The 25953-nt window shown below is 73.3% G+C and carries 23 protein-coding genes; 14 read left to right on the top strand and 9 right to left on the bottom strand.

What is annotated here, in order from left to right:
* Positions 1-167 precede the first annotated feature (167 nt).
* From ACGFXC_RS05025 to ACGFXC_RS05010, 4 genes are all read left to right on the top strand, one after another.
* Positions 168-689, top strand: a complete 522-nt coding sequence (locus tag ACGFXC_RS05025; protein ID WP_393709516.1) for a zinc-binding dehydrogenase — start codon at positions 168-170, stop codon at positions 687-689.
* 87 nt (positions 690-776) lie between these two features.
* On the top strand, positions 777-938 hold the full coding sequence (locus ACGFXC_RS05020; protein WP_283453945.1) for a hydrophobic protein: 162 nt from the start codon (positions 777-779) through the stop codon (positions 936-938).
* Positions 939-1154: 216 nt separating this feature from the next.
* Positions 1155-1523, top strand: coding sequence for a PRC-barrel domain-containing protein (locus ACGFXC_RS05015; protein ID WP_393709514.1), 369 nt, complete (start codon positions 1155-1157; stop codon positions 1521-1523).
* Between the two features lie 139 nt (positions 1524-1662).
* Complete coding sequence (locus tag ACGFXC_RS05010; RefSeq protein WP_393709513.1) at positions 1663-2088, top strand: SgcJ/EcaC family oxidoreductase; 426 nt, start codon at positions 1663-1665, stop codon at positions 2086-2088.
* Between the two features lie 16 nt (positions 2089-2104).
* Here ACGFXC_RS05010 and ACGFXC_RS05005 read toward each other — a convergent pair whose 3' ends face one another.
* Positions 2105-2749: a hypothetical protein gene (locus tag ACGFXC_RS05005; RefSeq protein ID WP_393709512.1), complete on the bottom strand. Its 645-nt coding sequence runs from the start codon at positions 2747-2749 to the stop codon at positions 2105-2107.
* Between the two features lie 117 nt (positions 2750-2866).
* Between ACGFXC_RS05005 and ACGFXC_RS05000 the strand changes: the two genes are divergently transcribed.
* The 3 genes from ACGFXC_RS05000 (at position 2867) to ACGFXC_RS04990 (ending at position 6851) form a co-directional block, all read left to right on the top strand.
* A complete protein-coding gene (locus ACGFXC_RS05000; RefSeq protein WP_393709510.1) occupies positions 2867-4525 on the top strand; it encodes an FMN-binding glutamate synthase family protein in 1659 nt (552 codons plus the stop codon).
* Positions 4522-6252 (top strand): thiamine pyrophosphate-dependent enzyme, encoded by a 1731-nt coding sequence (locus ACGFXC_RS04995; RefSeq protein WP_393709509.1) that lies wholly within the window; start codon positions 4522-4524, stop codon positions 6250-6252. Before ACGFXC_RS05000 ends, ACGFXC_RS04995 begins: the two co-directional genes overlap by 4 nt.
* Positions 6253-6509: 257 nt before the next feature.
* Positions 6510-6851 (top strand): STAS domain-containing protein, encoded by a 342-nt coding sequence (locus tag ACGFXC_RS04990; RefSeq protein WP_393709507.1) that lies wholly within the window; start codon positions 6510-6512, stop codon positions 6849-6851.
* A 74-nt stretch (positions 6852-6925) separates the two neighbouring features.
* Here the strand turns inward: ACGFXC_RS04990 and ACGFXC_RS04985 are convergent, their stop codons facing one another.
* The 4 genes from ACGFXC_RS04985 to ACGFXC_RS04970 form a co-directional block, all read right to left on the bottom strand.
* Positions 6926-7810, bottom strand: a complete 885-nt coding sequence (locus tag ACGFXC_RS04985; protein WP_393709505.1) for a geranyl diphosphate 2-C-methyltransferase — start codon at positions 7808-7810, stop codon at positions 6926-6928.
* 14 nt (positions 7811-7824) lie between these two features.
* Positions 7825-9186, bottom strand: coding sequence for a family 2 encapsulin nanocompartment cargo protein terpene cyclase (locus tag ACGFXC_RS04980; RefSeq protein ID WP_393709503.1), 1362 nt, complete (start codon positions 9184-9186; stop codon positions 7825-7827).
* 348 nt (positions 9187-9534) lie between these two features.
* On the bottom strand, positions 9535-10956 hold the full coding sequence (locus ACGFXC_RS04975; RefSeq protein ID WP_393709501.1) for a family 2B encapsulin nanocompartment shell protein: 1422 nt from the start codon (positions 10954-10956) through the stop codon (positions 9535-9537).
* Between the two features lie 256 nt (positions 10957-11212).
* A complete protein-coding gene (locus ACGFXC_RS04970; RefSeq protein ID WP_393709499.1) occupies positions 11213-12160 on the bottom strand; it encodes a LysR family transcriptional regulator in 948 nt (315 codons plus the stop codon).
* A gap of 112 nt (positions 12161-12272) precedes the next feature.
* Here ACGFXC_RS04970 and ACGFXC_RS04965 point away from each other — a divergent pair, with 112 nt between their 5' ends.
* Together ACGFXC_RS04965 and ACGFXC_RS04960 are read left to right on the top strand one after the other, a co-directional pair.
* Complete coding sequence (locus tag ACGFXC_RS04965; RefSeq protein WP_393709498.1) at positions 12273-13160, top strand: NAD(P)H-binding protein; 888 nt, start codon at positions 12273-12275, stop codon at positions 13158-13160.
* 56 nt (positions 13161-13216) lie between these two features.
* Positions 13217-13582 (top strand): darcynin family protein, encoded by a 366-nt coding sequence (locus ACGFXC_RS04960; protein WP_393709619.1) that lies wholly within the window; start codon positions 13217-13219, stop codon positions 13580-13582.
* Here the strand turns inward: ACGFXC_RS04960 and ACGFXC_RS04955 are convergent.
* Positions 13546-15549 carry a hypothetical protein gene (locus ACGFXC_RS04955; RefSeq protein WP_393709496.1) on the bottom strand — a complete coding sequence of 668 codons (2004 nt, stop codon included), beginning with the start codon at positions 15547-15549 and terminating at the stop codon, positions 13546-13548. The two genes, ACGFXC_RS04960 and ACGFXC_RS04955, sit on opposite strands and share 37 nt — an antisense overlap.
* A 243-nt stretch (positions 15550-15792) precedes the next feature.
* Here ACGFXC_RS04955 and ACGFXC_RS04950 point away from each other — a divergent pair, with 243 nt between their 5' ends.
* Together ACGFXC_RS04950 and ACGFXC_RS04945 are read left to right on the top strand one after the other, a co-directional pair.
* The gene (locus ACGFXC_RS04950; RefSeq protein WP_393709494.1) at positions 15793-16470 is read left to right on the top strand and encodes a DUF4232 domain-containing protein; all 678 of its coding nucleotides are present in this window, start codon (positions 15793-15795) and stop codon (positions 16468-16470) included.
* Between the two features lie 89 nt (positions 16471-16559).
* Positions 16560-17222, top strand: a complete 663-nt coding sequence (locus ACGFXC_RS04945; protein WP_393709492.1) for a pyridoxamine 5'-phosphate oxidase family protein — start codon at positions 16560-16562, stop codon at positions 17220-17222.
* Between the two features lie 38 nt (positions 17223-17260).
* Here the strand turns inward: ACGFXC_RS04945 and ACGFXC_RS04940 are convergent, their stop codons facing one another.
* The 3 genes from ACGFXC_RS04940 to ACGFXC_RS04930 all read right to left on the bottom strand — a co-directional run bounded on the left by ACGFXC_RS04940 (position 17261) and on the right by ACGFXC_RS04930 (position 21188).
* Positions 17261-18514 carry an MFS transporter gene (locus tag ACGFXC_RS04940; protein ID WP_393709490.1) on the bottom strand — a complete coding sequence of 418 codons (1254 nt, stop codon included), beginning with the start codon at positions 18512-18514 and terminating at the stop codon, positions 17261-17263.
* Between the two features lie 83 nt (positions 18515-18597).
* Positions 18598-19794, bottom strand: a complete 1197-nt coding sequence (locus tag ACGFXC_RS04935) for a YcaO-like family protein (RefSeq protein WP_393709488.1) — start codon at positions 19792-19794, stop codon at positions 18598-18600.
* Positions 19791-21188 (bottom strand): TfuA-like protein, encoded by a 1398-nt coding sequence (locus tag ACGFXC_RS04930; RefSeq protein WP_393709486.1) that lies wholly within the window; start codon positions 21186-21188, stop codon positions 19791-19793. The genes ACGFXC_RS04935 and ACGFXC_RS04930 overlap by 4 nt, the downstream gene beginning before the upstream one ends.
* Positions 21189-21876: 688 nt before the next feature.
* On the opposite strand from ACGFXC_RS04930, the gene ACGFXC_RS04925 reads away from it, so the two are divergent.
* Genes ACGFXC_RS04925 through ACGFXC_RS04915 form a run of 3 tightly spaced genes read left to right on the top strand, consistent with a single transcriptional unit; the run spans position 21877 to position 25940 of the window.
* Entirely contained in the window at positions 21877-23160 is a 1284-nt protein-coding gene (locus ACGFXC_RS04925; RefSeq protein ID WP_393709484.1) for a JmjC domain-containing protein, read from the top strand.
* A 21-nt stretch (positions 23161-23181) separates the two neighbouring features.
* On the top strand, positions 23182-23982 hold the full coding sequence (locus ACGFXC_RS04920; protein ID WP_393709483.1) for a class I SAM-dependent methyltransferase: 801 nt from the start codon (positions 23182-23184) through the stop codon (positions 23980-23982).
* On the top strand, positions 23979-25940 hold the full coding sequence (locus tag ACGFXC_RS04915; protein ID WP_393709481.1) for a carbamoyltransferase C-terminal domain-containing protein: 1962 nt from the start codon (positions 23979-23981) through the stop codon (positions 25938-25940). The genes ACGFXC_RS04920 and ACGFXC_RS04915 overlap by 4 nt, the downstream gene beginning before the upstream one ends.
* Positions 25941-25953 lie beyond the last annotated feature (13 nt).

Below are 25953 nucleotides of genomic sequence, written 5' to 3'. Positions count from 1 at the left end.
CGGCTCCCTCCCCCGGGCCGGCCGGGGTGGAGTCGCTGACCGGGCCGGATGCCGGTTACCTGGATCACGTGAGGTTCGACCCGCGGCCGCGACGACGGCCGGGCCGCCTCCGCACCCGGCGCCCGCCGGCCGCCCCGGCAGCGTCTCCACCGGCACGAAAGGACCCCATGCGCGGAGCAGTGATCCACGCGCCCGGCGACGTGCGCTTCGAGACCCTGGAGGATCCGGAGATCCTGCGTCCGACCGACGCGATCATCCGGACGGCCGTCACCTGTGTGTGCGGCTCCGACGAGGAGCTGTGGCCCGGGCTGCCGGCCGTCTCCGACGTGATGGGGACCGGCTGGTGGGCCGCCGAAGCGGCCGCGGTGACGCCCGGCTCGACCGCGGTGGTCGTCGGCGACGGCGCCGTGGGGCTGTGCGCCGTGATCGCCGCGAAGGAGAGGGGTGCGGAGGGCGTGGCCCGCATCAAGGAGCCGACCGGCGGCATCGGCGCCGACAGCGTGCTGGAGTGCGTGGGCACCGGCGAGGCCATGGCGCAGGCCCTGCACGCGGCGCGGCCCGGCGGCAGCGTCGGCTTCGTCGGGGTGCCGCACGAGGTCTCCGACCTCACGCTGCCCCTGGAGCAGGTCGCCGAGGGATACCGGGCCATGGACGAGCGCCGCGCCGTCAAAGCCCTGTTGCGGCCCTGAGCCGGCGCGCACGGAGCGAAGAATCCGAAAACCCGGGGCGCATGTTCCGAGAAACCGCGGGCACACAGATTTCCGGAGGTAATAACTATGGTTCCCCTGCTTCTCGTTCTCCTGCTGGTACTGCTTCTTTTCGGTGCCGGATTCGCCCTCAAGATTCTGTGGTGGGTGGCGATCGCGGTACTGGTGCTGTGGCTCGTCGGGTTCGTCGCCCGGCCGAAGGGGGGCAGCGGACGCTGGTACCGCTGGTAGCCGTACCGGCGCAGAAACGGCAGTTCAGGGGTCCGCACCCGGTCGGGGTGCGGACCCCGCCCCGTGCCCGCGGCCCCTCCCCCGGAGACTTCTCCCCGATCCGGCCGTGTGCGTCGGGATTTACGGGGCAGGTGAGTTTCCGGCGGGGCCGTCACCGGTCCCCCATCGGTTCCGGAAGAAAAGGATCCGTACCCCCGAAACTAAGGAGTGGTTCTCATGTCCGCGAACATCTGGGGCTATCAGGAAACGTCCGGCCGACTGGCCGGCAACGATCTGACGGGCTACAAGGTCGAGGCCACGGACGGCTCCATCGGCAAGGTCGACAAGCACTCCGACGAGGTGGGCTCCGCGTACATCGTCGTCGACACCGGTGTGTGGATCTTCGGCAAGGAGGTCCTCCTCCCCGCCGGCACGGTCCGGCACATCGACCCCGCCGAAGAAAAGATCTACGTGGACCGCACCAAGGAACAGATCAAGAACGCTCCCGAGTTCCACCGGGACAAGCACCTCGGCGACGCCGGGTACAACGAGGAACTGGGCACGTACTACGGTACGGGCGCCCCGTTCGGCGGCCGTCCCGCCTGACGGCCCGGCCGTCCCGCACGCACCCGAGGGGGTGGACCCGTACGTCCGGGTCCGCCCCCTCGGGCGTGCCACCGCACCTGGCACACCGCACGGTCCGGCCCTTGACCTCAAGGGCGCTTGAGGTCAGACCCTGATCCTCATGACCACAGACCACGCGTCCCGGTCCGCCGCGCAGCGCGCCGATGTCGAAGCCATCCACCAGGTGGTCGCCGCCGTCGAGGCCTCCCAGGAGGCGAAGGACCCCGACGCCTTCCTCGCCCTCTTCCACCCCGACGCCCTCTGGACCACCGGTGGCGGCAAGGTCCTCATCGGGCTCGACGCCATCTCCGAGTTCACCCGCCGGGTGCTCCCCGGCGCGAGCTGGGAGGGGCGGGTCAGCTACACCGTCACGCACCTGCAGTTCCTGCGCCCCGACGTGGCCGCGGTCAAGGTGAGCCAGGTCTACCGGACGGCCGACGGCGCCGGCGACGAGGGCGTTCCGACGTACGTGATGACCAAGCAGGACGACGGCGCCTGGCTCCTGACGGTCTGTCAGAACACCCAGGTGCCCAAGGCGCACGGATAGCAGGCCCGGCCGCCCGTCAGTACGCGCCGATCGACCAGAAGACGCCCACCTCGTCGGCGGTGACCGCGATCAGGCCCAGGTCGCCGAAGAGGTCGAGGCCGTTGACGTACGCGGAGGTGAGGAATCCTCGGGACTCGGTCCCCCGCAGCCCCGCCGCGAGGAAGTCCGGGGCCGGATCGCGGGCGGCGGCGGTCGCGTTGGTCCAGTAGCGCGCGCCGGGCCCGTACCGCTCCAGGAGGGTGCGGGCGTCCGCCAGCAGGGCGTCGCGGTCCGGGCGGGAGCGTACGGGGGCGGGCTCCGACTGCCATTCCTCGGCCATGACGGCGAGCGCGGCCACCGCCGCCGGCCCCGCCAGGGGGTACAGGCGGCCGGCGAGGTCCGCCGCGTCCGGCGGGTCGAAGGGGTAGGCGGGCCACGTGCGTCGGACCGGGCCGGTACGGTCCGCGTCCAGCCCCTGCCAGCCCCGCGGGTCGGGGACCGACCGGTACAGCACCGCGCGGACGTCGTGCGCCCAGTCCCCGTGCCGCCGGGGGCCGGTGGCCACGAAGGTGTACGTGTCGCCGAGCAGCCGCAGCGCCGCCGCGTTCCAGGCGCCGGCGCCGTGGGCGTCGAGCGGCTCCGGGCCGGTGCGGGGGGCGGGCCCGGGGGCGGGCTGGGGCATTGCGCCACTGTAGGCCGTCCCCCGCGGGCGCGGCGCCCCGGGCCGCCGCGGGGCGTGCGGCCCGTCCGGTTCGCGGCCCGGAGGATTGGCGCCCGTTCCTCGGGACAGACGCACGACGTGCTGAAGATTCGTATCGCCCTCCTGGTGGGTTGCCTGGCCACGGCCCTGCTCGTCCTCGCCGCCGTCACGCTCTCGCCCTGGTGGTGGGCGCCGGCCGCGCCGGTGGCGCTGCTGAGCGCCGCGGCCGCCCACGACCTCGTACAGCGACGGCACTCCGTGCTGCGGAACTATCCGCTGCTCGGGCACCTGCGGTTCGCGCTGGAGGCGGTGCGGCCGGAGCTCCAGCAGTACTTCGTCGAGCGGAACTTCGACGGCCGCCCCTTCGACCGCGACACGCGCAGCATCGTCTACCAGCGGGCCAAGGGAACCGACGCCGAGGAACCGTTCGGTACCGAACGTGACCTGTACCTGTCCGGCAGCGAGTACCTCGTGCCCTCCATGGCGCCCCGGCCGGTGCCCACCGACCCTCCGCGGGTGCGGATCGGCGGCCCGCAGTGCACGAAGCCCTACGACATGGCCCTGCTCAACGTCTCCGCGATGAGCTTCGGCTCGCTGTCGGCCAATGCCGTCCTCGCCCTCAACGCCGGTGCCGAGCGGGGTGGCTTCGCCCACGACACGGGCGAGGGCGGGCTCTCCGCGTACCACCTGCGGCCCGGCGGGGACCTGGTCTGGGAGATCGGCACCGGATACTTCGGCTGCCGGACGAAGGACGGTGACTTCGACGCCGACCAGTTCGCCGAGAAGGCCGCCCACGAGCAGGTCAAGTGCGTCTCCCTCAAGCTCAGTCAGGGGGCCAAGCCCGGGATCGGCGGTGTGCTGCCCGGCGCCAAGGTGACGGCCGAGATCGCGGAGGTCCGCGGGGTTCCGGAGGGCCGGACCGTCCTGTCACCGCCCTACCACACCGCGTTCTCGACACCGCGCGAGCTGGTCCGCTTCCTGGCCCGGCTGCGGGAACTCTCGGGTGGCAAGCCGGTCGGCTTCAAGCTGTGCGTCGGCTCCCGGCGCGAGTTCCTCGCCGTGTGCAGGGCCATGCTGGAAGAGGGCACGACCCCCGACTTCATCGTCGTCGACGGCGCGGAGGGCGGAACCGGAGCCGCGCCCCTGGAATTCGCCGATCACGTCGGGATGCCGCTCACCGAAGGGCTGATGACCGTCCACAACGCCCTCGTCGGAGCGGGTCTGCGCGAGCACGTCCGGATCGGCGCGAGCGGCAAGGTCGCCACGGGCGCGGACCTGGTGAAGCGGCTGATCCAGGGAGCCGACTACACCAACGCCGCCCGGGCCATGATGTTCGCCCTCGGCTGCATCCAGGCCCAGCGCTGCCACACGAACACCTGCCCCGTCGGCGTCGCCACCCAGGACCGGCGGCGCGCCCGCGCCCTGGACGTCGGCGACAAGACGCGGCGGGTCCAGCGCTTCCAGGAAGCCACCGTCAAGAGCGCCCTGCAGATCATGGCGGCCATGGGCGTCGAGGACCGGGCCCGGCTGCGGCCGGAGATGCTGCGCCAGCGCGTCGGCCCGCACACCGTGCGCTCGTACGCGCAGTTGTACGCCTGGCTCGGGCCCGGGCAGCTCCTCGACGGGAGCGCGCCCGCGGACTGGGCCGCCGACTGGCGGGCCGCCGACCCGGACGACTTCACCGCCTCCCGCGCGACCGGCCCCGCCGGCCCCGCGGGCCCCCTCGTCCACACCCCCGAACCTGAGGAGAACCCGTGACGCGCACCGTCGCCCGAGTGATCGTCGACGCCCTGAAGGACCTGGGCGTCCAGCAAGTGTTCGGAGTCGTCGGAGACGCGCTCAATCCGCTGACCGACGCCATCCGCACCACCGACGGCCTGGACTGGATCGGCTGTCGCCACGAGGAGGTGGCCGCCTTCGCCGCGGGCGCACAGTCCCAGCTGTCCACCACCCTCGGCGTGTGCATGGGCACGGTCGGCCCCGGCTCGGTCCACCTCCTCAACGGCCTGTACGACGCGGCGAAGAGCCGCACCCCGGTGCTCGCCATCTGCGGCCAGGTACCGCTCGCCGAGGTGGGCAGCGACTACTTCCAGGAGGTCGACAACGATCTGCTGTTCCGTGACGTGGCCGTCTACCGGGCCACGGTCACCTCGCCGGAGCAGATGCCCCGGATGCTGGAATCCGCCGTGCGGGCGGCGATCGGACAGGGCGGTGTCGCCGTGCTGACCGTGCCCGGGGACCTCGGGGACCAGGAGCTGCCCGACGACCGGCCGCTGCGCTTCGGGTTCGGGCACCCCCCGGTCACCCGACCGGACGACCCCGCCATCGCCGGGGCCGCGGCCCTGCTGGACTCGGCGTCGAAGTGCACGCTGCTCGTGGGGTGCGGAGCCCGCGAGGCGAAGGCCGAGGTGCTGCGGCTCGCCGAGGTGCTCGCGGCGCCGATGGTGCTGACGCTCAAGGCGAAGGAGGGCTTCGAGGGGGACAACCCCTTCGAGGTCGGCCAGACCGGCCTGATCGGCAACCCGGCCGCCGCCCACGCGCTCGACGACTGCGACACGCTGGTGATGCTGGGCACCGACTTCCCGTACCGCGAGTGGTATCCGTCCGGCTGCAAGGTGATCCAGATCGACGCCCGGCAGGAGCACCTGGGCCGGCGCGTGCCGGTGGACGTGGGTCTGACCGGGGACGTCGGGGCCACCCTGCGGGCGCTGCTCCCCCGGCTGGAGCCGGCCACCGACCGCGCGCACCTGGACGACGCGCGGAAGCGGTTCGAGCACTGGCAGGCCGGGCAGCGGCGGCTGGCCGACCCCGCGCACGACCGCCGTCCGGTGGGGAAGCTGCGGGCGGCCCTGGACAACCGGGAACACGACATCCGTCCGGAGGCGCTCGCCGCGGCCGTGGACGCGCTCGCCGCGGACGACGCGGTCTTCACCTCGGACACCGGCATGGCCACCGTGTGGCTGTCGCGCTTCGTCTCCATGCGCGGGAGCCGCAGGCTCATCGGCTCCTACAACCTCGGTTCGATGGCCAGTGCCATGCCGCAGGCGATCGGGGCGCAGCTCTGGGCGCCGGACCGCCAGACGATCGCCTTCTGCGGGGACGGGGGGCTGAGCATGCTGCTCGGGGACCTGATGACCGTCAGGACGTACCGGCTGCCCGTGAAGCTGGTGGTCTTCGACAACCGGCGGCTGGGCATGGTCAAGCTCGAACAGGAGCAGGCGGGCCTGGAGGAGTTCGGGACGGAACTCGACAACCCGGACTTCGCCGCCGTGGCCCGGGCACTGGGTCTGACCGGCATCCGCGTCACCGACCCGGCCGAGCTGCACGCCGGGGTGCGCCGGGCGCTGGAAACTCCGGGGCCGGTCGTGCTGGACGTCCTGACGAACCCCGAGGAGCTGGCCGTGCCGGGCAAGCCGACGGTGGCCCAGGGGTGGGGGTACGCCATGGCCAAGGTCAAGGAACTGCTGCCGGGCGGCGAAGGCTGAGCCCGGCCGTCAATGCCACGCCGGAGCGATGAGCCGCCGAACACATGTCCCGGGAGGGCGGACCGCGCGGGAGGCCGGAATCCGGGTCGGGACGCGGACGGCTCCGGTTCCGCCCCCGGGGGCCGGCATCCGCTCCGCCACCGCGGCGGCGCCCCGGACGCGGACACCTGCGGCGGGCGCCTATCCTCGTCCTCGGAAGAGGCGGGCGGACGCCCGCCGCAGGGGCCCTGACCAGGCCCGGATCAGAGGGGGCAGCGGTGGGGCAGGCCGACGAGCGGGGGGACCGCATCGATGTCGAGAGCAACGACCGGATCATCGTTGTCCGCCCGTACGGAGAGATGGACATCTCCCGCGCCCCGAGCCTCCAGCACACCCTGCGCCGGGCCCTCGCGCGGGGCGCCGACGTCGTCGTGGACCTGCAGCACCTCACCTTCTGCGATTCCTCCGGCCTGAACGCGCTCCTCACCGCCCGGACCGAAGCCGCCGCCGACGGCCGCACCCTCTACCTCGCGGCCCCCACCCACCAGGTCGTCCAGCTGCTGAAGGTCACCGGCGCCGACACCGTCTTCAGCATCGACCCCGCGCCGCCCATCGCCTGACGACCCCGCCGGCGCACGGCGGCGGCCGGGCCCGTGGTGGACGGGCCCGGCCGGGACGTGCGGGGCGCTTCGGGTCAGACCCGGTCGGCGGCGATCAGGACGTACTGGAACGAGCCGTCCTTGTAGGACTCGATGAACGCCTCCTCGATCCCGGTGACCAGGGAGGACGTGGCCCGGAGCTCCCAGTACGGGAGGGTCTCGGGGGTCAGGTCGATGACGGCCTGCGGGACGAGACGGTTGTCGGCCATCGCCCGCATGTACTCCCGGCGGGAGTGGATGTTGCACTCGAAGTGCGCGTTGATCTGCGAGACCCACTTGGAGGGCTGGCCGTAGCGGGGGTTCCAGCAGCCGGTGATGGTCACGTAGCGGCCGCCGACCTCCAGCACCCGGGAGTGCTCGGCGAAGAGGTCGTGCAGGTCGACGTACATGCTCGACTCGTTGTTCCACGAGGCGGCGGCCGAGCCCGTCTCGAAGGGGGTGCTGAGCATGTTGCAGACGCGGGCCCGGACCGAGTCCCCGATGCCCAGTTCCCCGGCGCGCCCGTTCGCGAACTCCGCCTGCTTGGCCGAGAGCGTGACGCCCTCGACCTTGCAGCCGAAGCGCTGGTGGGCCATCACCATGGAGCCGCCGCGGCCGCAGCCGGCGTCCACGAGGGTGTCGCCCGGGCCGATGTCGCCGAGGTGGTTCAGGAGGACCTCCGCCTGCGCCGACTCCAGGCGGTGGAGCTCGGCGATCAGCCGCTCCGGGTAACCGCTGTCGGCGGTGTTGCCGAGGGCCGCGTGGTCGACGTCGCCGATCCCGTAGTGGTGGTGGTAGAGGCCGTCCACGTCGCCGAGGCGCAGGTTCACCGGTCGGGCCTCGTGGTCCCAGTACCGGGCGATGTCGCCCTGGTAGGGCGTGGCCGGGGCGGGGATGAACGCGGAGGCCGTGTGGTTCATGGTCAGTTCAGTGCTGGTCACAGAGATATCCGTCCTTACCAGAAGTCGGGCAGGCTGTAGCGGTAGGTGTTGGTTCGGTGCCAGTGGTGGTTGCCGTCGACCCACGCGGCCACGCCCTTCAGGAAGCGCAGCACGTTCGGGACGGGGCAGGCGGCCGCGAGTTCGGCGGCCGCGGCCTCGAAGGCGTGCATGAGGTCGTTGTGGACCTCGACCGCCTTCAGGTAGGCGTCGCGAACGGAGAGGTCCTCCCGTTCGGCGATCACCACGGGGAGGTTCAGGTGACGGCCGGGGCTGTCGAGCTCCTTGGTGTAGGAGTACAGGTCGTTGACGATGGTGGTGGCGTTCCCGGCGAGCGCGATGACCCGTTGCATGGCGGGCTGGGCGTGCAGGTCCGCCGGGAGCTCGTAGCCGCCGATCGTGTCGGTGATGGTGGGGCAGGGGCGGAAGTTGTTGAACTGCCGCATCGCCAGGTACTCCCACACCTCCGGGACGTGGTCCGTTTCGGACCAGGCCGCCTCGGCCAGGTACCCCAGGTGCAGCCGGGCCATGTCGTGCCGGTAGCGGTCGGCCTGGGAGGCCGTGGCCTCCCGGACGAAGTACTCCATGGCCGAGCGGTAGGCGCGCCGCGGCGCGTCCGCCTCAAGCGACCGCTCCCAGAGCGGGTGGTACTCCGCCGTCGTGTGGAGGGGGTCGAGAGCGGTGTGGGCCAGCAGCAGCCGTCCGCCGAGACCGACGGGCGATCCGCCGTGGTCCTCGCAGTAGACGTCGTCGAGGACGTTCTCGGCGGCCATCAGCCGGGTGGCGATCATCAGGTGGTCGACGGTCGGGGCGTCCGGATGGCAGGCGACCATGTACCGGCCCAGCGAGAACCCGTCGAACTGGTCCTCCCAGTCCGGGGGGAACAGCTCGACCTCGTCCACCGCCCACGCCTTGATCCGCCGGCCGAGCTCCTCCACCCGTACGGGGTCGGGCTCCGGCACGGGGTGGTGGTAGAGCCCGGGCACCGGGCGGCCCGGCGGTGCGTCGGCCTGCGCGGTGGCGGGCTCCGGCGGCGGCTGCGCGCCGCGGGCGAACCGGAGTCCGGTCGTGCCCAGGCCGCTGGGGCCGCGCAGGAGCCGCTCCAGGGCGGGAGCGGCCGTACCCGCCGCGGCGGCGCCCCCGGGGAGGGTTCCTTCCGCGGCCGGGGCGGCGTCGGGGGGCGGTACGGGGCGGGGCGCGGGGACGGTTCCCGTGGACGGGAGGGAGTAGGAGGGCGCCGCGGGCTCCGGGGGGAGGTCGCCCGGGGCGGCCCGGACGGCGTCGAGGGCCTCGGCGCCGCGGCCGTGACCGTGGGCCCCGAAGCGCGCCGCGGCGCCGGGCAGGCTCGATTGCAGGGGGGAAGGCCCGGGGTCGGGCATCCGTGGCTCCTTGGTGGGGTGGTGGGACGGTCCGGTCCTCGTGTCGCGTCCCGGCCGCCGGTCGTATCGGTGCCGCCGGGTCGTTTCTTCCGTCGGGCCGCCCGGCTCCGCGCGCCGGGCGGCCCGGGGGCTCCCGGTCGCACGGGGACGTCCTCGGGGCCCCGGCCGGGCGGCCCGTGCGGGATGCGGACGGGCGGGGCCGCGGCGTCCGGTGCGGGCTCCCGGCGGGCCGGGCACGCGGGGCGGGCGGGGGTGTGGCGGGAGTGAGTGGCAGGGCCTAGGTCGTCTCTTTCGGATCTTGCCGGTCAAGCGGGCGGCGCGGGTCAGGCAAGATCCGGAAGAGACGGCCTAGTCGCGCCTGCGGGCGATCTGTACGTTCTCCAGCACGCCGAGCGCGTCGGGCACGAGGACGGCGGCGGAGAAGTAGGTGGTGACCAGGTAGGAGATGATCGACCGCTCGTCGATCCCCATGAAGCGCACCGACAGGCCCGGTTCGTACTCTTCCGGCAGGCCGGTCTGACGCAGGCCGATGACTCCCTGGTTGTCCTCGCCGGTGCGCATCACGAGGATGGAGGTGGTGTTCTCCTTGGTGATCGGAATCTTGCCGCACGGCAGGATCGGCACCCCGCGCCAGGCCGGCACCTGCTGTCCGCCGAGGTCGACGTGGTCCGGGTAGAGGCCCCGGGCGTTGAACTCGCGCCCCATGGCCGCGATGGCCTTCGGGTGGGCCAGGAAGAACTTGGATCCGCGGCGGCGGCAGAGCAGTTCGTCGAGGTCGTCCGGGGTGGGCGGGCCGGAGTGGGTCTGGATGCGCTGCTTGAAGGCGGCGTTGTGGAGCAGGCCGAACTCGCGGTTGTTGACGAGCTCGTACTCTTGGCGCTCGCGCAGCGCCTCGATGGTCAGCCGGAGTTGTTCCTCGGTCTGGTTCATCGGGTCGTTGTAGAGGTCGCCGACCCGCGAGTGCACCCGCAGGATGGTCTGGGCGAGGGAGAGTTCGTACTCGCGCGGGTTGGCCTCGTAGTCGACGAAGGTGCCGGGCAGTTCCGCTTCCCCGGTGTGGCCCGCCGACATGGCGATCTCGGCCTCGCCGTGCCGGTTCTGCCGTTGCAGCGGGAGCGTGCTGAAGTGCCTGAGGTGGGCCTGCAGCCCGGGCGCGGAGGAGAGCACGGACGCGAAGTCGGCGCGGGAGAGGGTGAGCAGGGTGCCCGAGGTCTCGGAGGTGGCCGTGAACTCCCAGGTGGAGCCGTCGTCCAGGAGGGCGCCCTCCCCGAAGTGGTCGCCGTCGGCGAGGACGGCGAGGGCGAGTTCGTCGCCGTAGCTGCCGACGGAGGTCTGGCTGATCCGGCCGTGGGCGATCAGGTGGATCCGGTCGGCGGGAGCGCCGCGCTGCACCAGGACCTCACCGGCACGGAAGTCGTGCTGGACGCACCGGCCGGCGAGCGCGGTGAGGACGTCCACGTCGTCGAAGTCGCGGAGCAGGGCGAGTTCGCCGAGCTCGCGGGGGATCACCCGGACCTGGGCGCCGTCCTGTACGAATTCGATGCGCCCGTCGCCGACGGTGTAGGTCAGCCGCCGGTTCACCCGGTAGGTACCGCCCTTGGTCTCCACCCACGGGAGCACCCGCAGCAGCCACCGGGAGGTGATCTCCTGCATCTGCGGCGCGGACTTGGTCGTGGTGGCGAGGTTGCGGGCCGCCGCCGTGCCCAAGCTGGTGTGCCGGGCCGGGTCCGTCGGCTCCAACTGCGCCTCGGGGCTGGTGTCCACGGTCATCGGGCGGGCTCTCCTTCGTACGGGCGGTGGGCGGCGCGTGCGCACGTCACCGGAAAAGAAGAAAACAAAGAGGTCGGATAATCCGGGCAATCCCTCCAGATCCACGAGCACAGTACGGCGGGTGCGGACGATCTTCCGCTGAGATCCGGTGGCATTACCTCGATGCGGTGACCTTGGCCCGTACGGTGTTTGGGGTTTGATCCAGCGACGTTTCAGCCAGCTCGAACACTCTGTCCCGTCGGCGGCGGCGCCGGGGTCACGCCGCCGGCGGGCCGGGGGTGCGCAGGGTCCGCCGGACGGCGTCGCGGAGCCAGCGGTGTCCCGCGTCGGCCGCGTGGCGGGGGTGCCAGGCCATGCCGATGGTCAGCGGCGGCAGCGGCAGCGGGATGTCGAGTAGGCGCAGGCCGAATTGGGTGGCGACGTCGGTCAGCGGGGAGGGGACGGCGGCGCCGGGCACGGTGGGGACGAGGCAGACGGCATCGCTGCGGGCGGCGAGGGCCATCGCGGCCAGGTGGCCGGGGAGGACGACCGTGACCCGTCTGACCAGGCCGTGTGCGGCGAGGGCGGTGTCCAGCGGGCCGGTGAAGCGGCCGCGGCGGCTCACGACGACGTGGTCGGCGGCGGCGAGCCGCTCGGGGGTCAGCGTCCCTTCGGCGAGCGGATGGCCGGGCCGGACCGCCGCCGCCATCCGCAGGGTGACGAGCTCCTCGACGCGGGTCTCGGGATCGGCGTGGTCGATGGACCCGGCCTCCAGGTCGATGCGGCCCTCCCGCAGGGCCGGTCCCGCCTCCAGCTCCTCGGCCCGGAACCGCAGCGACACCCCCGGCGCCTCCCTGCGGGCCAGTCCCAGCAGCCCGGGGGCCAGCGCCGCGCCCACCAGGTCGGCCGCCTGGAGGGTGAAGGTGGCGCGCAGGGTGGCCGGATCCACACCGCCGCCGGGAGAGAGCAGCGTCTCCAGGCCGCGCACCACCGCGGCGGCCTCTTCGCGCAGGCTCTGGGCGCGGGGGGTCGGCACCATCCGCTGGCCGGCGCGCACCAGCAAGGGGTCCTGGAGGACACGGCGCAGCCGGGCGAGGGTCCGGCTCATGGCGGCGGGGGACGTGTGGAGGCGGGCGGCGGCCCGGGTGACGCTCTGCTCGGCCAGCAGGGCGTCGAGCGCGACGGCGAGATGGGCGTCGATGACCGGCTCTGAGCTGCTGCTCATGGGCGTTATTCCATTCTGGGCAATGATTGCGTGCTGAAGTTCCCATTGTGGCAACAATTCGGGCTCCGCAGGATGAGGGACGTACCGATCCGGCACGACACACGAGGTTTTCATGATCGTCATCACTGCCCCCACCGGGAACATCGGCAGCCGGCTCCTGCCCCTGCTCCTGGAGTCCCCCCACGGCGAGGCACTGCGCGTGGTCGTCCGCGACCCCGCCCGGCTCCCCGCCCCGGTGCGCGAGCGCGTCGAGGTCGTCGTCGGCTCGCACGGCGACCCGGAGGTCGTCGGCCGGGCCTTCGAGGGCGCCGACGCCGTCTTCTGGCTGGTCCCCCCGGACTCCTCCCTGACCCCGGATGAAGGCTTCTGCGGATTCACCCGGCCCGCCGCCGAGGCCCTCGGCGCGCACGGCGTCGGCCACGTCGTCGGCGTCTCCGCGCTGGGCCGCGGCACCGCGGTCGCCGACCGGGCCGGCCTCGTCACCGCCTCCCTCGCGATGGACGACCTCATCGCGGGGACCGGCGTCGCCTACCGCGCCCTGGCCAACGGGTCCTTCTTCGAGAACCTCCTGGAGGAGGCCGCCTCGATCCGCGAGCGGGGCGTGTTCACGGACGTCGTCGACGCGGGCCGCAAGGCTCCCTTCGTCGCCGTCGCCGACATCGCGGCCGTCGCCGCCGGCCTCCTGCTGGAGCGCTCGTGGAGCGGCACGGGCAGCGTCCCGGTCCTCGGGCCGCAGGACCTCTCCCCCGATGACGTGGCCCGCGTCATCAGCGAGCAGCTGGGCCGTCCGGTCCGCTACGAGCGCCGGCCGTTCGACGAGCTGTACGCCACCCTCCTCGGCTACGGCCTCGACGCGGCGTTCGCCCAGGGCGTCGTCGACATGAAGCGGGCCAAGGACGAGGGTCTGGACGCGGGCGTCGTCCGCACCCCCGACCACTCCTGCCCCACCACCTTCGAACAGTGGTGCGCCCGGACCCTCAAGCCGGCCGTCCTCTCCTGACGATGCCCGACCTCACCAGCGCCAGCACCAGCACCCGCACCCGAGAGGCCACCTTCATGTCCGACGTGCAGACCGCACCGCCCGTCACCGCGTTCATGCTCATCAAGACCACCCCCGAATGGCTCGCCATGACCCCGCACGAGCGGGCCGACGCCTTCGCCACCCGGGTCGTCCCCGCGATCAAGGCCAAGACCACCGGCGTCCGGTCGCGCTTCTTCGACACCGAGTTCTACTCGACCCGCGTCACCGACGTCTGGATGTGGGAGGCCGACGACCACGGCGCCTACCGGCTCCTCATCGACGCGCTGCGCGAAACCCCCTTCTGGGACCGCTATTTCGAGATCGTCGACCTCCTCGTCGGGACCGAGAACGGCTACGCCCGCACCTACGGCCTCGACCCCCTGGCCACTCTCTCCACCTGACCCCCCGTCCGGTCCGGCGCGAGTGGCGCGTCAATGCGGCGCAGTGCCTGCCGGGCGGCGGCGCACAGTTCCTCGTCCCGCACGACGTCCCCGCCGTAGCGGCGGCGCGAGGCCGTCACCGCGCGCAGCGCGGGCAGGGCCGCCGCCGCGGGGCGGCCGATCGCGCCCAGTTCCCGTACGGTCCGCAGCACCAGCGGCGGTACGTGGTGCTCCGCCAGCGGTGCCAGCTCCGGCAGCAGGGCCGCCAGGGCCGGGGGCGCGTCGCCGGTGATCCGCCACCAGGCGGACGCGGCGCCGACCCGGCTCCATTCGCCCGGGGCGCTCAGCAGCGGCCGTACGGCATCGGCGTACGGGGCCGCCAGCGGCCCCAGGTCGGCGAGGTAGCGCAGCACGGGGCGCCCCGGGCCGGCCCGGACGGCCGCTCCGCACACCCGCAGGGCCGGTTCCGGGTCTCCCGTGGCCCGCCAGTACGCCCAGGCGGCGGTCTGGGCGCCCCGCCAGGGGAGGGCTCCGTGCCCCGTCGGCTTGCGGTCCCCGAGGGCCAGCGCGGCCAGCGAACGGGCCGCGGGCGCGGCCGCCGCGCCGATCCGGCCCAGTGCCTCGGCGGCCGGGCGGGCCACCGGGGTGTCCAGCAGGGCGGTCAGCTCGGGTACGGCGGGGGCGGCGGCCGGTCCCCACCGCGCCAGGATCCGCAACGCCTCCGCCCGGCCCCCGGTCCCGGTCCCGGCGGTCCCTGCCCCGGCGACGAGCAGCTCGCGCAGGCCCGGGAGCAGGGCCGGGGCCCAGCGTTCGGGCGCCGCCGCCTCCCCCCGCAGTCCGTAGTCGCCGCAGCGCGCCCCGTACCAGGCCGCCGCCCGGTCGTCGCCCGCCCCGGTCAACGCCATGACCGCGTGGGCGGCGTACGGGGAGCGGCCGTCGTCCCCGCGGCGGCGGACGTAGTCGACCAGCCGGTCCGCGTACGGGGTCGCCCGCGTCCCCGACCGGGCGAAGGCCGTCAGTGCCGCCGGAGCCAGCGTCTCGTCGTCCAGGGCCGCGGCGAGCGTGTCCCACAGCCGCGGCGCCGGATCGCGCCAGTACCGCAGCCGGGCGTCCGCCGTCACCAGGGCGGCCTCCCGCAGCTCGGCCCGGGGGTGGTGGGCCAGTGCCTCCACCAGCGCCGCCGCCTCCTGCGGGTGGGGGGCCAGCAGGCGTGCGAAGCGCCGGGCCACCGCATGGCCGCCCGGCCACCACGGTACGTCCGGCAGCGCGTCGCTCCCGCGCTCGGCGAACGCCGCGGCGACGGTGCGGCCCGCCCCGGCGGCGCGGCGCGCGTCCGGCGGACCGTCGGGGCCGGCCGGGCCCGCGGGACGTCCGGCCCGGAGCACGCCCTTGGCGGCCGCCAGCCGTACGAGCGGGTCCTCGTGCTCCATCCAGGGCCTGAACCATCGCTCGGCCCCGGGGCCGTACCCGGCGCCGGGGAGCCGTACGAGCCTGCCGACCGCGAGCAGGTGCGCGGCCAGCGCCGTCGGATCCTCCTCCACGGCGGCCTGCCGGCGCAGCGCGTCGAGGGCCTGCGGGTCGGCGCAGCGGACCGCGCGCAGGAGCCGCGCGGCGCCGGTCCGTACGGCGGCCGCCCCGTCGGTGAGCAGCGGGAGCACGGGGGGCCAGCCGTGCGTGAACACGGTGAAGGCCGGCCGGTGCACGCCCGCGGAGCTGCGGCAGGCGCCGTGTCCGCGCCGTGCCAGGAAGTCGAGCACCTCTGCACGCCGCAGCACGTCGAGCTCCGGCAGCAGGGTGAAGAGCCGGGCCGCGGTGGGTGCGAAGTGGGGGGCCGTGTCCTGCCAGCCCAGCTTCTGCTCCAACCGCTCCCAGGCGGGCCCGGCTTGCCCGGGGGTCACCAGCCGGCGCAGCAGGCCCGGTATCTCCTCCCGGCCCGCCGGTACGCCTTCCCACACGTGCCAGGGCGTCCCGGCCCCCCGTCCGTCCATGGCGGGAAGCCTAGTACCGCCCGTTCGCGGCGTCGCGCACGGTCCCGGCCCCCGGCGGCGGTCAAGATCCGCCGCGTCACGGGTGTGTCCCAGTGCGGGCGTGCGTGTAACAGGAATGTATGAGGGGGCCGCCGGGCGGAACGGTTCACCGGGCCGGGCACCTCTTGATGATCACGAACACCCGCTCGCGCCGGCCCCGTACCGGGCGCCCGGCCCCGCCGACCGACCCCGAGGATGAAAACGATGCGCGTTCACAAGCTGTCCTTCGCCGCCCTGGCCGTTGCCGCCGGTTTATCCCTCACGGCCTGTCAGAACGGCGATGACGGTGCGGCGCAGAGCGTTCCGTCGTCCCCGGCCACCGCTGCGTCGTCGTCTCCGTCCTCGTCCTCGTCAGCCGCGGCCTCCGCCGGGGCGGACCAGAGCGGCGGGAAGGCCACCGGCGGTGCGGGTTCCGACGGGAAGGGCGCGGCGGCCGGGACCGGGGCCGCCGGGAGCGGCAAGACCGGCAAGTGCCGCACCGACGACCTGACGATCACGGCCATGGACAGCACCGTCGGCGGCGACGCCGAGGGAACCGTCGCGGTGACGCTGAAGAACCACGGCAGCGGGGACTGCGTGCTGGCCGAGTACGCGGGCGTCGACCTGAAGACCAGCGCCGGTTCGCTGTCCGCGCAGCGCACCGGCCAGAAGGCCGGCTCCACCACGCTGATGAAGGCCACGTCGGTGTCCTTCGGCATCACCTACCCGCTGAACACCTCGGGCGGCTCCGGCGTGCGCATCACGGGGCTGGTCGTGACGCCGCCCGGCGAGACGAAGTCCGTCACCCTCGCCTGGCCGGGCGCGGCCACGCTGCCCGTCACGGACGGCTCCGGCTCCTCGGTGAAGGTCGGCCCGATCGGCAGCGCCGGCCAGGGCGGCTGACCCGGGGGAACGCTCCCGGGGCCGCCCGCCGTTACTCCTCCTGGACGCCCCGGGCGGTGGCCCCCGGGAGGCGGCCGTAGGTTTCCCCCATGGCACCTACGGAGCGGACCACCGGGCGGCGCTACCCGGAGCGGGTCACCCACGACCGCGAGGCGGCGTACGCGATCCTGGACGAGGCGCTGGTCGCCCACGTCGGATTCACCACGGACGACGGCCCCGTCGTGATCCCCACCCTGCACGCACGCGACGGGGACCGGCTGCTGCTGCACGGTTCGGCGCACGGGCGGGCCATGGCTTCGATGGGGTCCGGGATCGAGGTGTGCGTCACCGTGACCCTGCTGGACGGACTGATCCTGGGGCGGGCCTCCTCCCACCACTCGGGTTCCTACCGCTGCGTGATGCTGTACGGACGGGCCACGGTGATCGAGGACGTGCGGGAGCGGACCGAGCTGCTGAACCGGATCGTGGAGGGCATCGTCCCGGGGCGGCTGACCGGTCCGAACGCGGCCCGGCCGGCCGGTCCGGACGAGGCCGTCCACACCGCGGTGCTCTCGCTGCCCATCGAGGAGTTCTCCGTCAAGGTGCGCGCCGGGTTCGCCCGCGACGAGCCCAAGGACGACGGCGTCGAGGCGTGGGCGGGGCACGTCCCCTTCCGCCTCGTCGCGGGCAGTCCGGTGCCCGACGCGATCACCGGAACCCGCTTCCCCGGGCCGGACCTCGCCACCCTGCGCGGGGTGCACCCGGGCGCCTGAGGCGCGGGCGGGCCGACGGCGACGCCGACGGCGACGGGTCAGCCGCGTTCCCCGGGCGCCGGCCGCACGGAGGTGAGGCCGCGCACCCCGGGCACGGCGAGCAGGACCACCGTCGCGACGAGGATCCCCAGGCAGCAGATCCACATCATGGTGGTCGAGCCCGCCCGGTCCGCCGCACCGCCCGCCAGCAGGTAGGCGAGGGGGACCAGGGCCGTCTCGCCGAGCATCGTCAGTGAGGTCACGCGGCCGATGAGGGCCTCCGGCACGTGCTGCTGCTTGGCGGTCTCGAAGAAGACGACGGCCAGTTCCAGGCTGGCTCCGCTGACCAGCATCGCGGCGAGCAGGCTGATGAGGTCGGCGCCGTACGCGAGGGCCGCCAGCGGCAGCGGCCAGACCAGCTGGACGAGCACGCAGGCGAGCATCACGCGGCGGGGTTTCCACTGGAGGGCGATCAGCGAGCCCAGCACCATCCCGGCGGAGAACGCCGAGACCGCCCAGCCCCAGTGCTGCGCCCCGGCCGGCCGGCCGGACAGGACGAGGGGGCCGAGCAGTTGGTATCCGGCCATCCACAGCGGCACCGCGAGCGTCCCGGAGAGGGCGTAGCCCCACATCCACGGCCGGCTGCGGAAGGCGGCCCAGCCCTCGCGGGCGCCCGCGTAGAAGCCGCCGGACCGCCCCGGTCCCCCGGAGTCCCCGGTGCGCAGGCCGGCGAGGACGAGGGCGCAGACGGCGAAGGCACCCGCGGCGGTGAGCAGGACGGGGCCGAAGCCGAAGGCGGCGCCGAGCAGGGAGCCGAGGCCGGGTACGGCGATCCGGGCGAGGTTGAGCACGAGGCGCAGCGCGGCGTTCGCGCTCTGCAGGGCCCGGGCGGGTACGAGCTGGACGATGAGCCCCTGGAAGGCGGGCTGCACGGCGGCGGCCGTGGCGCCGGTGACGGCGGCGGCCGCGAGGAACATCCACAGGGCGGGATCCGGCGGGCCGGCCAGCAGTACGGCGCCCATCAGGCCCTGGACCACGGCGAGCAGGGCGTTCCCGGTGACGACGAGGGTGCGCCGCGGGAGCCGGTCGGCGAGGACGCCGCCCAGGGGCAGGAGCAGGGTCTGGGCGGTCACCGTGCAGCCGAGCACCAGGCCGACGGAGAAACCGTCGCCGCCGGTGCTCAGTACGGCGAAGGCGAGCACCACGTTGACCAGGCTGGTTCCGGCGGTGGAGATGCCGCGGCCGGTCACGTAGCGGATGTAGGGCGTGCGCCAGGCCGTGCCGGTTGCCTCGGCGGTTTCGGCGGTCGTCATCGGGCTCCTGCGGTGCGGGTACGGGGCTGGGGACGGGACTGGGGGCGGGACCGGGTACGTGGCCGGGCGGCCGTGGCCGGGTGCTATCCGGCGGCCGGGCCGGGGTGGTCGGGGCGGGGGACGGCGTGGCGGGTGCCGTTGTGCAGGCCGGGGGCGATCAGTTTGACGACGGAGAAGTCCCCGCTGGTGCTGAGGTCCACGGCCAGGGGTTCGTGTCCCCCGGCTGCGGCCAGCCGCTCGCAGGCCCAGCGCAGTTCGACGCGGACGTCGTCGAACTGCGGCGCCCGCGCGGCGGGCAGTTCGTGGTGGGCGCGGGCCGCGGGGTCGCGCCGGGGCCGGGCGGTGGCGCCGCGCCGCACGTGCGCGTAGACGGCGGTGACGTCGTCGCGGGTGCCGTTGATGAGGGTGAGGCGGCTCTGCACCGCCTCCGTGATGGCCCGGGCCAGGGCGATGCCGGGCGAGGAGTGGGCGCCTGATCCGGCGGTGAGCAGGGCGAAGTCCTCGCTCCAGACGAAGGCCGCGTAGCAGGGGAGGCCCCAGCGGTTGGGGACGTACGCCAGGTCGAGGAAGACCCCGCTGCCCGTGATGCGTTCGATCAGGCCGGTGCACAGGGGGTCGTCGACGGTCTCGGCGCGGAAGGGGACCCGGGGGTCCCCGGGAGCGGCGGTCAGGGAGCTGAGGGCGTCACGTTCCATCACCTCGTACGCGGCGTGCAGCGCGGCTTCCTCGACGGTGTTGCCCGAGGCCAGGCCGTTGCTGGTGACCCTGAGCCCCGGGGGCCGCCAGCGGCCCGGCAGCGAGCTGCGCAGCCGGACGGCGTCGCGCGGGACGGGGACGCGGATGCCGCTGAGCGTGCCGGTGGCGGTGACCCAGTCCAGTGGGGTGCCGTCGTGCAGCAGGCTGCCTTCGTGCTGGTCCAGCAGGCCCAGTGCGTAGGGCAGTCGCAGGTCGGACGCGGGGGTCCGGCGGTGGACCGGGGGCGGCCCGGCGAATTCGGCGTGCCACATCTCGATCGCCTCCATGGCGGCCGAGATGCGGGCGAGGAGGGGGGTGTGCCCCTTGCCCTGGGCCACGGACAGGCTGCGCGAGAGGGGGCGGACGGCGACGGCGACGGGGATGCCGATGACGTCCAGGCCGGTCACGTCGGCGATCCGGGTGATCCCGTACTCCGGGAGGCGGGGTCGGATCAGGTCCCAGGTGTGGGCGGGCGGGCGGACGCGGTGGGTCCCCGCGGTGAAGACCTTGAGCCCGGTCGGGGCGGTCGGGGAAAGGGGGTTCACGAGGCCGCTCCCCGCGCCGGGAGGCTCTCCCGGTTTTCCTGGTGGCGCCTCAGGAAGAAGGGCCGCAGGGCTTCTTCCGCCTCGTGTGCGGACGTGAATCCGCGGTCCCGGGCGGCCGCGTCGAGTGCTTCCGTATCGCAATCCGGCTGCATGTCCCACGCATCTGCGAGATGTTCGCGGAGTACCGCTTTCTTCAACTGGTCCGTGTTCTTGGAATATCCAGATCGGGCAACTGCCTGGTTGGTCGCCAGACTTGCGGCGATCTCGGCGTGGTGGACCGCCGGTTCCGGAAGGAGCAGACGCGCGGTGACGGGGTTCTGGAGGTCGGCCGTCAGACGGGCCGAGCGAATGAGCAGGGTCAGGGCGGTTTCCCGTTCGCCGATTGCTTCTTGTTCCCGTTCCGGAACCCAGGCGTGAATCCGGTCCGCATTCAGCAACCGTGCGTCCAGGCCCTGTCCGGCGGCGGCGCGCAGCGCCCCGTCCTCCAGCAGGCGCGCGGGCGTACCGGGTGGGCGGCCCGAGACGGTGGCCAGGACGTGGGTGCGCCAGCGCGCGCGCTGGTCGGCGCCGAAGAGCCGCTGGTAGTCGAAGCGGGCCGCGAGGCTCACCAGACCGCCGGCCGTGCGCTCGCCGGTGAACCGGTTCTGCCAGCGGTGCAGGTAGGCGGTTTCCCAGTCGGCGGTCCACAGGCCCGCCGTGGCCGCCGGCCGTGGGTGGGATCCGCGCAGCTCACGTACCCGGCACAGTGCTTCGCGGGCGTCCTGGCGTTTGAGCGAGACCTCCTCGGGGCGCTCGCGGGCCAGCCGGCCGACCCGTTCGGCCGCCGCCGCCAGGCCGCCGTCGTCCCGGGGGGAGCCGCCCCGCGCAGCCAGTTCGCGCGATACGGCCCGCCAGGACCGTCGCGGGTAGGGGAGCGCGCGCGCCGTCTCCAGGAGCGCCGCCGCCTGCGGGGCGTCGACCAGGCCCTCCCGGCCGGCCAGGCGCAGGGCGTGCCGCATGTTGACGAGGGCCTCGCTGAGGGCGCTGCCGTCCGGGTGCTCGGTGTGGGACACGGCCACTTCGTCGTCGGCGTCGATCTCACCGGTGCGGTACATCTCGAATACGCGCCCCACCCCCCGCATTCCATAGGAATGCAGTTCGGCCGCCCGCAATGCGCCCATACTGGCGGCGCCGATCACGACCGTGCCGTTCCTCATGGCGTGCAGTATTTCCTTGTGCCGAATCGGCTCATGCCCGTGGTAGAGCCCGTCGATAATGAGCACGAAATCTTCCGGTCGCACACCGCAGGAAAACAGATCACCATGGCGAATCGGTGGGTGCACAATACAGTCATCAATTTCTCCCAGGATTTCCTTTGTTTCGAGGGTGGGCCCTGCGAAAACGTGAATGGTCATCTGGGTGTCTCGCCTCCGCTCCTCCGGTGGATCGCCCGCTCGGCCGGGCGGCCGCGACCGGGGCAGCCTAGCCGGGGGAGGCAGCGGAAAGATATGGGCAAAATATCTGGGCAAGCAGGTCATTTTATATGAAACCGCATATATGCGGCATGACACTCTAGACCGATGGTCCGGACAGCCGGGGGAGCCTGCGGGGAGAAGCCGTGAAGGAACGGAAACCACGTTTGTTGAATTCTCTTGCACCCACCTCGCGCCCGGGTTCGACCGATCATCTCCGCGGATGTCCGAAAGGAGCTCCCAAGGGATTTGGCCATTGACCCCGCAGACATGCCGTTGTTACGTTCGAAGTGTCGAGCCACCCGACGGGCGTGCTCATCCGCGGTCCGGCAGGGGGCATCCCGATGCGAAGTGACACGTTATTTCGATCCGCTTCGCGACATATATCGAGGGAGGAAACGTCATGAACACCGAGAACGCCATCGAGGCGTCGGAGGACCTGTTCGACGAGGCCGTACCGACGACGATCGCGCACGAGTCGGCGTCCTACACCGACGAGTGACGGACGGTGCGGTGGCCCCCCGGGGCCACCGCACCCCTGCGCGTGCCCGGCCCGCAGCGGCGCGCCGGGCACGCCCCCGCAGTCCTTCCGGAACCGGGCCGACCCGTGGAAGAAGTGGAAGAAGGGGCCGTGCAGCAGCCACTCGCAGAGACAGACTTCGAAACCGTCGACGCACCGTCGGACGACGCGGTCCTGGGCCCGATGGGCTACCCGCCCGGCACCAAAGTCGCCGCCGAACTGGTGCGCACGATCGGCGACTCCTGGGGCCGGCGCCCCCTCCACCGGACCGGCGTGGCCGACATCTCCGGCCTGCTCGGCATCGAGGACATCGACGAGCTCATCGACTCGCGCACCCTGCGCGTCTCCCAGCTCTGGGTGTGCAGCATGGGCCGCAACCTGCCCCCCTCCACGTACATGAGCGTGGGCGAGCAGCCCAGGACGCGCAGCGTCGGCAGCACCGCCGACGTGCGGCGCATCATGACGCTCGCCTCCGAGGGCTCCCCCGATCCCGTCAAGGTCGCCCAGCACCTGGCCGCCGGGGCCTCCCTGACGCTCAACCAGGTGGACCAGTACGTCCCCGCGCTGCGCGCGATGTGCCGTCAGTTCGAGGACGAGACCCACCTGCGCTGCGGGGTGATCCTCTTCGTGACCCCGCCGAGCTCCCAGGCCTTCTCGCTGCACGCGGACCCGCACGACATCATCGTCATGCAGACGCACGGCACCAAGCACTGGGAGATCCACCCCTCCCTGTGGGAACGGGAGAACGACCCCGACGCGGGCGTGCGCACCCTCACCATGCACCCCGGCGACATGCTCTACGTCCCCGAAGGCACCCCGCACATGGCCAGGACCTCCGGTGACGGCGGCCTCTCCGTCCACCAGACCGTCCAGTTCAACGTCCCGCGGTACGACGCCGTCGCCCGGCGTCTGCTGGAGCTGGCCTTCGAGCGGTTCTGCGGGGAGAGCGGGCTGAGCGGACCGATCCCGATGCCCCGGGGCGGCGCCCCGGAGATGGCGGAGCGGATCGGGCCCGCCCTCGCCCGGTTCGCGGCCTCCCTCGCGGACACCGACGTGAGCGCCCTGCTCGACCGGCACCTGGAATCCGCCCTGCCGCCGCCCCGCACCCTCGCGACCGGCCGCTTCTCGGCCCTCGCCGCCGCAGACGGCATCACGGCGGCCAGCCCGCTGCGCCGCACCGCGCGGCTGCGGGTGCGCAGCGGTGAGCAGCGGGTGCACACCGTCTTCGGGCGCCGCGAGCTGAGGACCCCGCTCCACACCGAGAAGGCCCTCATCGCGCTGGCGTCCACGGAGGGGCCCTTCACGCCCGGCACGCTCGGGACCGACCTGGACGCGGACTCGCTGGTCCTGCTGTGCCGTCGCCTCGCGCGCGAAGGCGCCCTCACCTTCGCCTGATCCCGTCCGCGGAGGACCGTCATGGAAGCCCCCCTCACACACGCGGAACCCGTCGCGGGCGATGCCATCGGCCACCTGCTGCGCCGCTGCTGGGCCACCCGCGCGGAGCCCGGCGCGGTCTTCGAGGTCATCGAGCGCTCCGACGGGTTCGTCGGGGTCTGCGACGCCGCCGAGTACTTCGCCCCCTTCGACGACTGGCCCGAACGGGAGCGGCTGCTGACCGCCCGCGCCCGGGGAGCCGTACTGGACATCGGCTGCGGGGCCGGGCGGCACGCCCTGCACCTGCGGGGGGAGGGCCTGGACGTCACCGCCGTCGACTCCTCCCCCGGCGCGGTGGCGGTGTGCCGCGAGCGGGCGCTGCCCGCCCTGCTCGGCGACGCCGAACAACTCCCCTGCGGGGACGGCGCGTTCGACACCCTCCTCGCGCTGGGGGCCAACCTCGGCCTGCTCGGGGGCCGGGCCCGGGCCGCGAGCACCCTCGCCGAGTTCGCCCGGGTGGCGGCCCCCGGGGCCCGGCTCCTGGCCACCGGGCGGGACCCGTACGCCTCCACGGGCCGGGTGCACACCGACTACCACGAGGCGAACCGGCGGGCCGGACGGATGGCCGGCCAGCTGCGCATCCGCATCCGCTCCGGGGCCCTCGCCGGACCCTACTTCGACTACCTGTACTGCTCCCTGCCCGAACTCGAAGAACTCCTCGCACCCTCCGGCTGGACCCTGAGCGAGGCCTTCGAAAGCCCCGGCGGCGGCTACGGCGTGGTCCTCGCCCGCACGCGCCGGCCCGGCCGGCGGCTCCCGCCCACCCCGATGGAGAGCCCATGAAGGACGGCCACTACCTGTCCGCCTACGTCAACCCGGTCGGCCTGCAACGCGTACTGAACGTGACCTACCGCCACGACGCGAACCTCTCCCTGTGGCACAAGGAGGGACCGCGGGTCAGCCTCCTGGCGCACTGGGAGGTCGAGCGGATCAGCGGCCAGAAGCAGCACCGCACCCCCTTCCTCGACCAGGACCACCTCGAGGAGTTCGTGGACGCCCGGCTCGCCGAGCACGGACTGTCCCGGGCCGACATGGTGGAGATCTGGGGAACGCCCGGGCTGGACACCGTCGACGACTACCACCTGGGCGCCGAGCACCCCGCGCTCGCCTACCACAGCCTCGCGCACCTCCACAGTGCCGTCCTGCTGGACAGCGATGTCTTCCACGGCGGGACCGTCCTCGGGTTCGCCGTGGACCGCGGCCCCGACTTCGTCGTCGAGCGCGCGATCACGGACAAGTGGTTCACCGGCTGCGTCGTGCGCGGCGGGGAGATGAGCGTCTTCCCGGTCCAGTCACCGGGCCCCCTCTACGGAGCCGCCAAGGACCGTTTCCACCAGCGCGAGGGCACCCTCATGGCCCTGGCCGGGGCGACCAAGGCCCACGGCAGCTGCGACCGGGAGGCCGTCCTCGGGCGGTACGCCTTCGACGACATCACCTCCATGACCGTCCCGGCCGCCGCGCTCGACGAGATCGCCCGCCAGGTCGCCGACACCCTGGTGCGCGACCCGCAGTTCACCGACGAGGAGTCCTTCGCGGGGGCCGTCATGAAGGAGGTCCAGGCGATCTCGGTGCGGATCATGGAGCGCAACGTCGAGGAGGCGCTGGAGCGTTACGGGCTCGCCCCGGCGGAGACGACCCTGGCCCTGGCCGGCGGGTACGCGCTGAACTGCCCGACCAACAGCCACCTGATGGACACCTACGGCTTCCGGCGGCTGCTGGCGCCGCCCTGCGTCGGGGACGACGGGCAGTCCATCGGCATGGCCCTGGCCGCGTTCCGCAAGAAGAGCCCCGGCGGGCGCTTCGACTTCCGCTTCCCCACCCCCTACCTCGGCGGGGCGGACACCGCCCTGGACGAGGTCCTCGCCGCACACGCCCCGTTCGTGGCCGCGGCCGGCGAAGCCGACCTGGCCACGGCGGTGCGGGACCTGCGCGCGGGACCCGTCGTCTGGTTCCACGGCCGGTCCGAGATCGGCCCGCGCGCTCTCGGCAACCGCAGCCTGCTGGCCGACCCCACCACCTACGCGGCGAAGGAGGAGCTCAACCGGCTCAAGGAACGGCAGTGGTGGCGCCCGGTGGCCCCGGTGGTGCTGGAGGAGCACCTGGCGGACTGGTTCGAGAACAGCCGGCCGTCCCCGTACATGCTGGAGACCTTCACCATCCGCGGGGCCGTGCGGGACCGGATCCCGGCCGTGGCGCACCTGGACCACTCGGCCCGCGTCCAGTCGGTGACGGCGGAGCAGAACCCGGCCCTCCACGCCCTGCTGACCGCCTTCCACGGGGCGACCGGGGTACCGATGCTGTGCAACACCTCGCTGAACGACCGGGGGGAGCCGATCGTCGAGAAGCTCGCGGAGGCCTTCAACTTCTGCCTGCGCAAGGGCGTCCGGGTCGGCTGGTTCAACGGGGTCCGCGTCGAGTTCACCGGCTCCGCCGGTTACGGCGTACCGGGCCCCCTCCCCCGCGACCACGAGCGCTTCACGGCCGTGCCGGCCCGGCGGGAACGGGCCATCCGCGCCGCCCTCAACCCGCACGGGCTGTCCGATCTGGTCCTGTACCGCTATCTGCACGACAACCTGATGATGGACCGCCTGGACATCCGGGAGGCCGAGGGGGCCCGTGCGGTGGCCGAGGAGGTGGCGGCCCAGCTCGCCGAGAAGCCGTGGCTGGTGGAGTACTCGGAGCGGCGGATGCGCGAGCGCGGCGAGAAGTTCGCCTCCCTGGGCGCCGCCTACAGCTTCTGACGGAGCGGAACGG

It is taken from the genome of Streptomyces sp. NPDC048507, from assembly GCF_043199995.1.
Taxonomy (GTDB): Bacteria; Actinomycetota; Actinomycetes; order Streptomycetales; family Streptomycetaceae; genus Streptomyces.
Note: the sequence above shows the minus strand (reverse complement) of the source record. Positions and strands in the feature narration are given on the sequence as shown.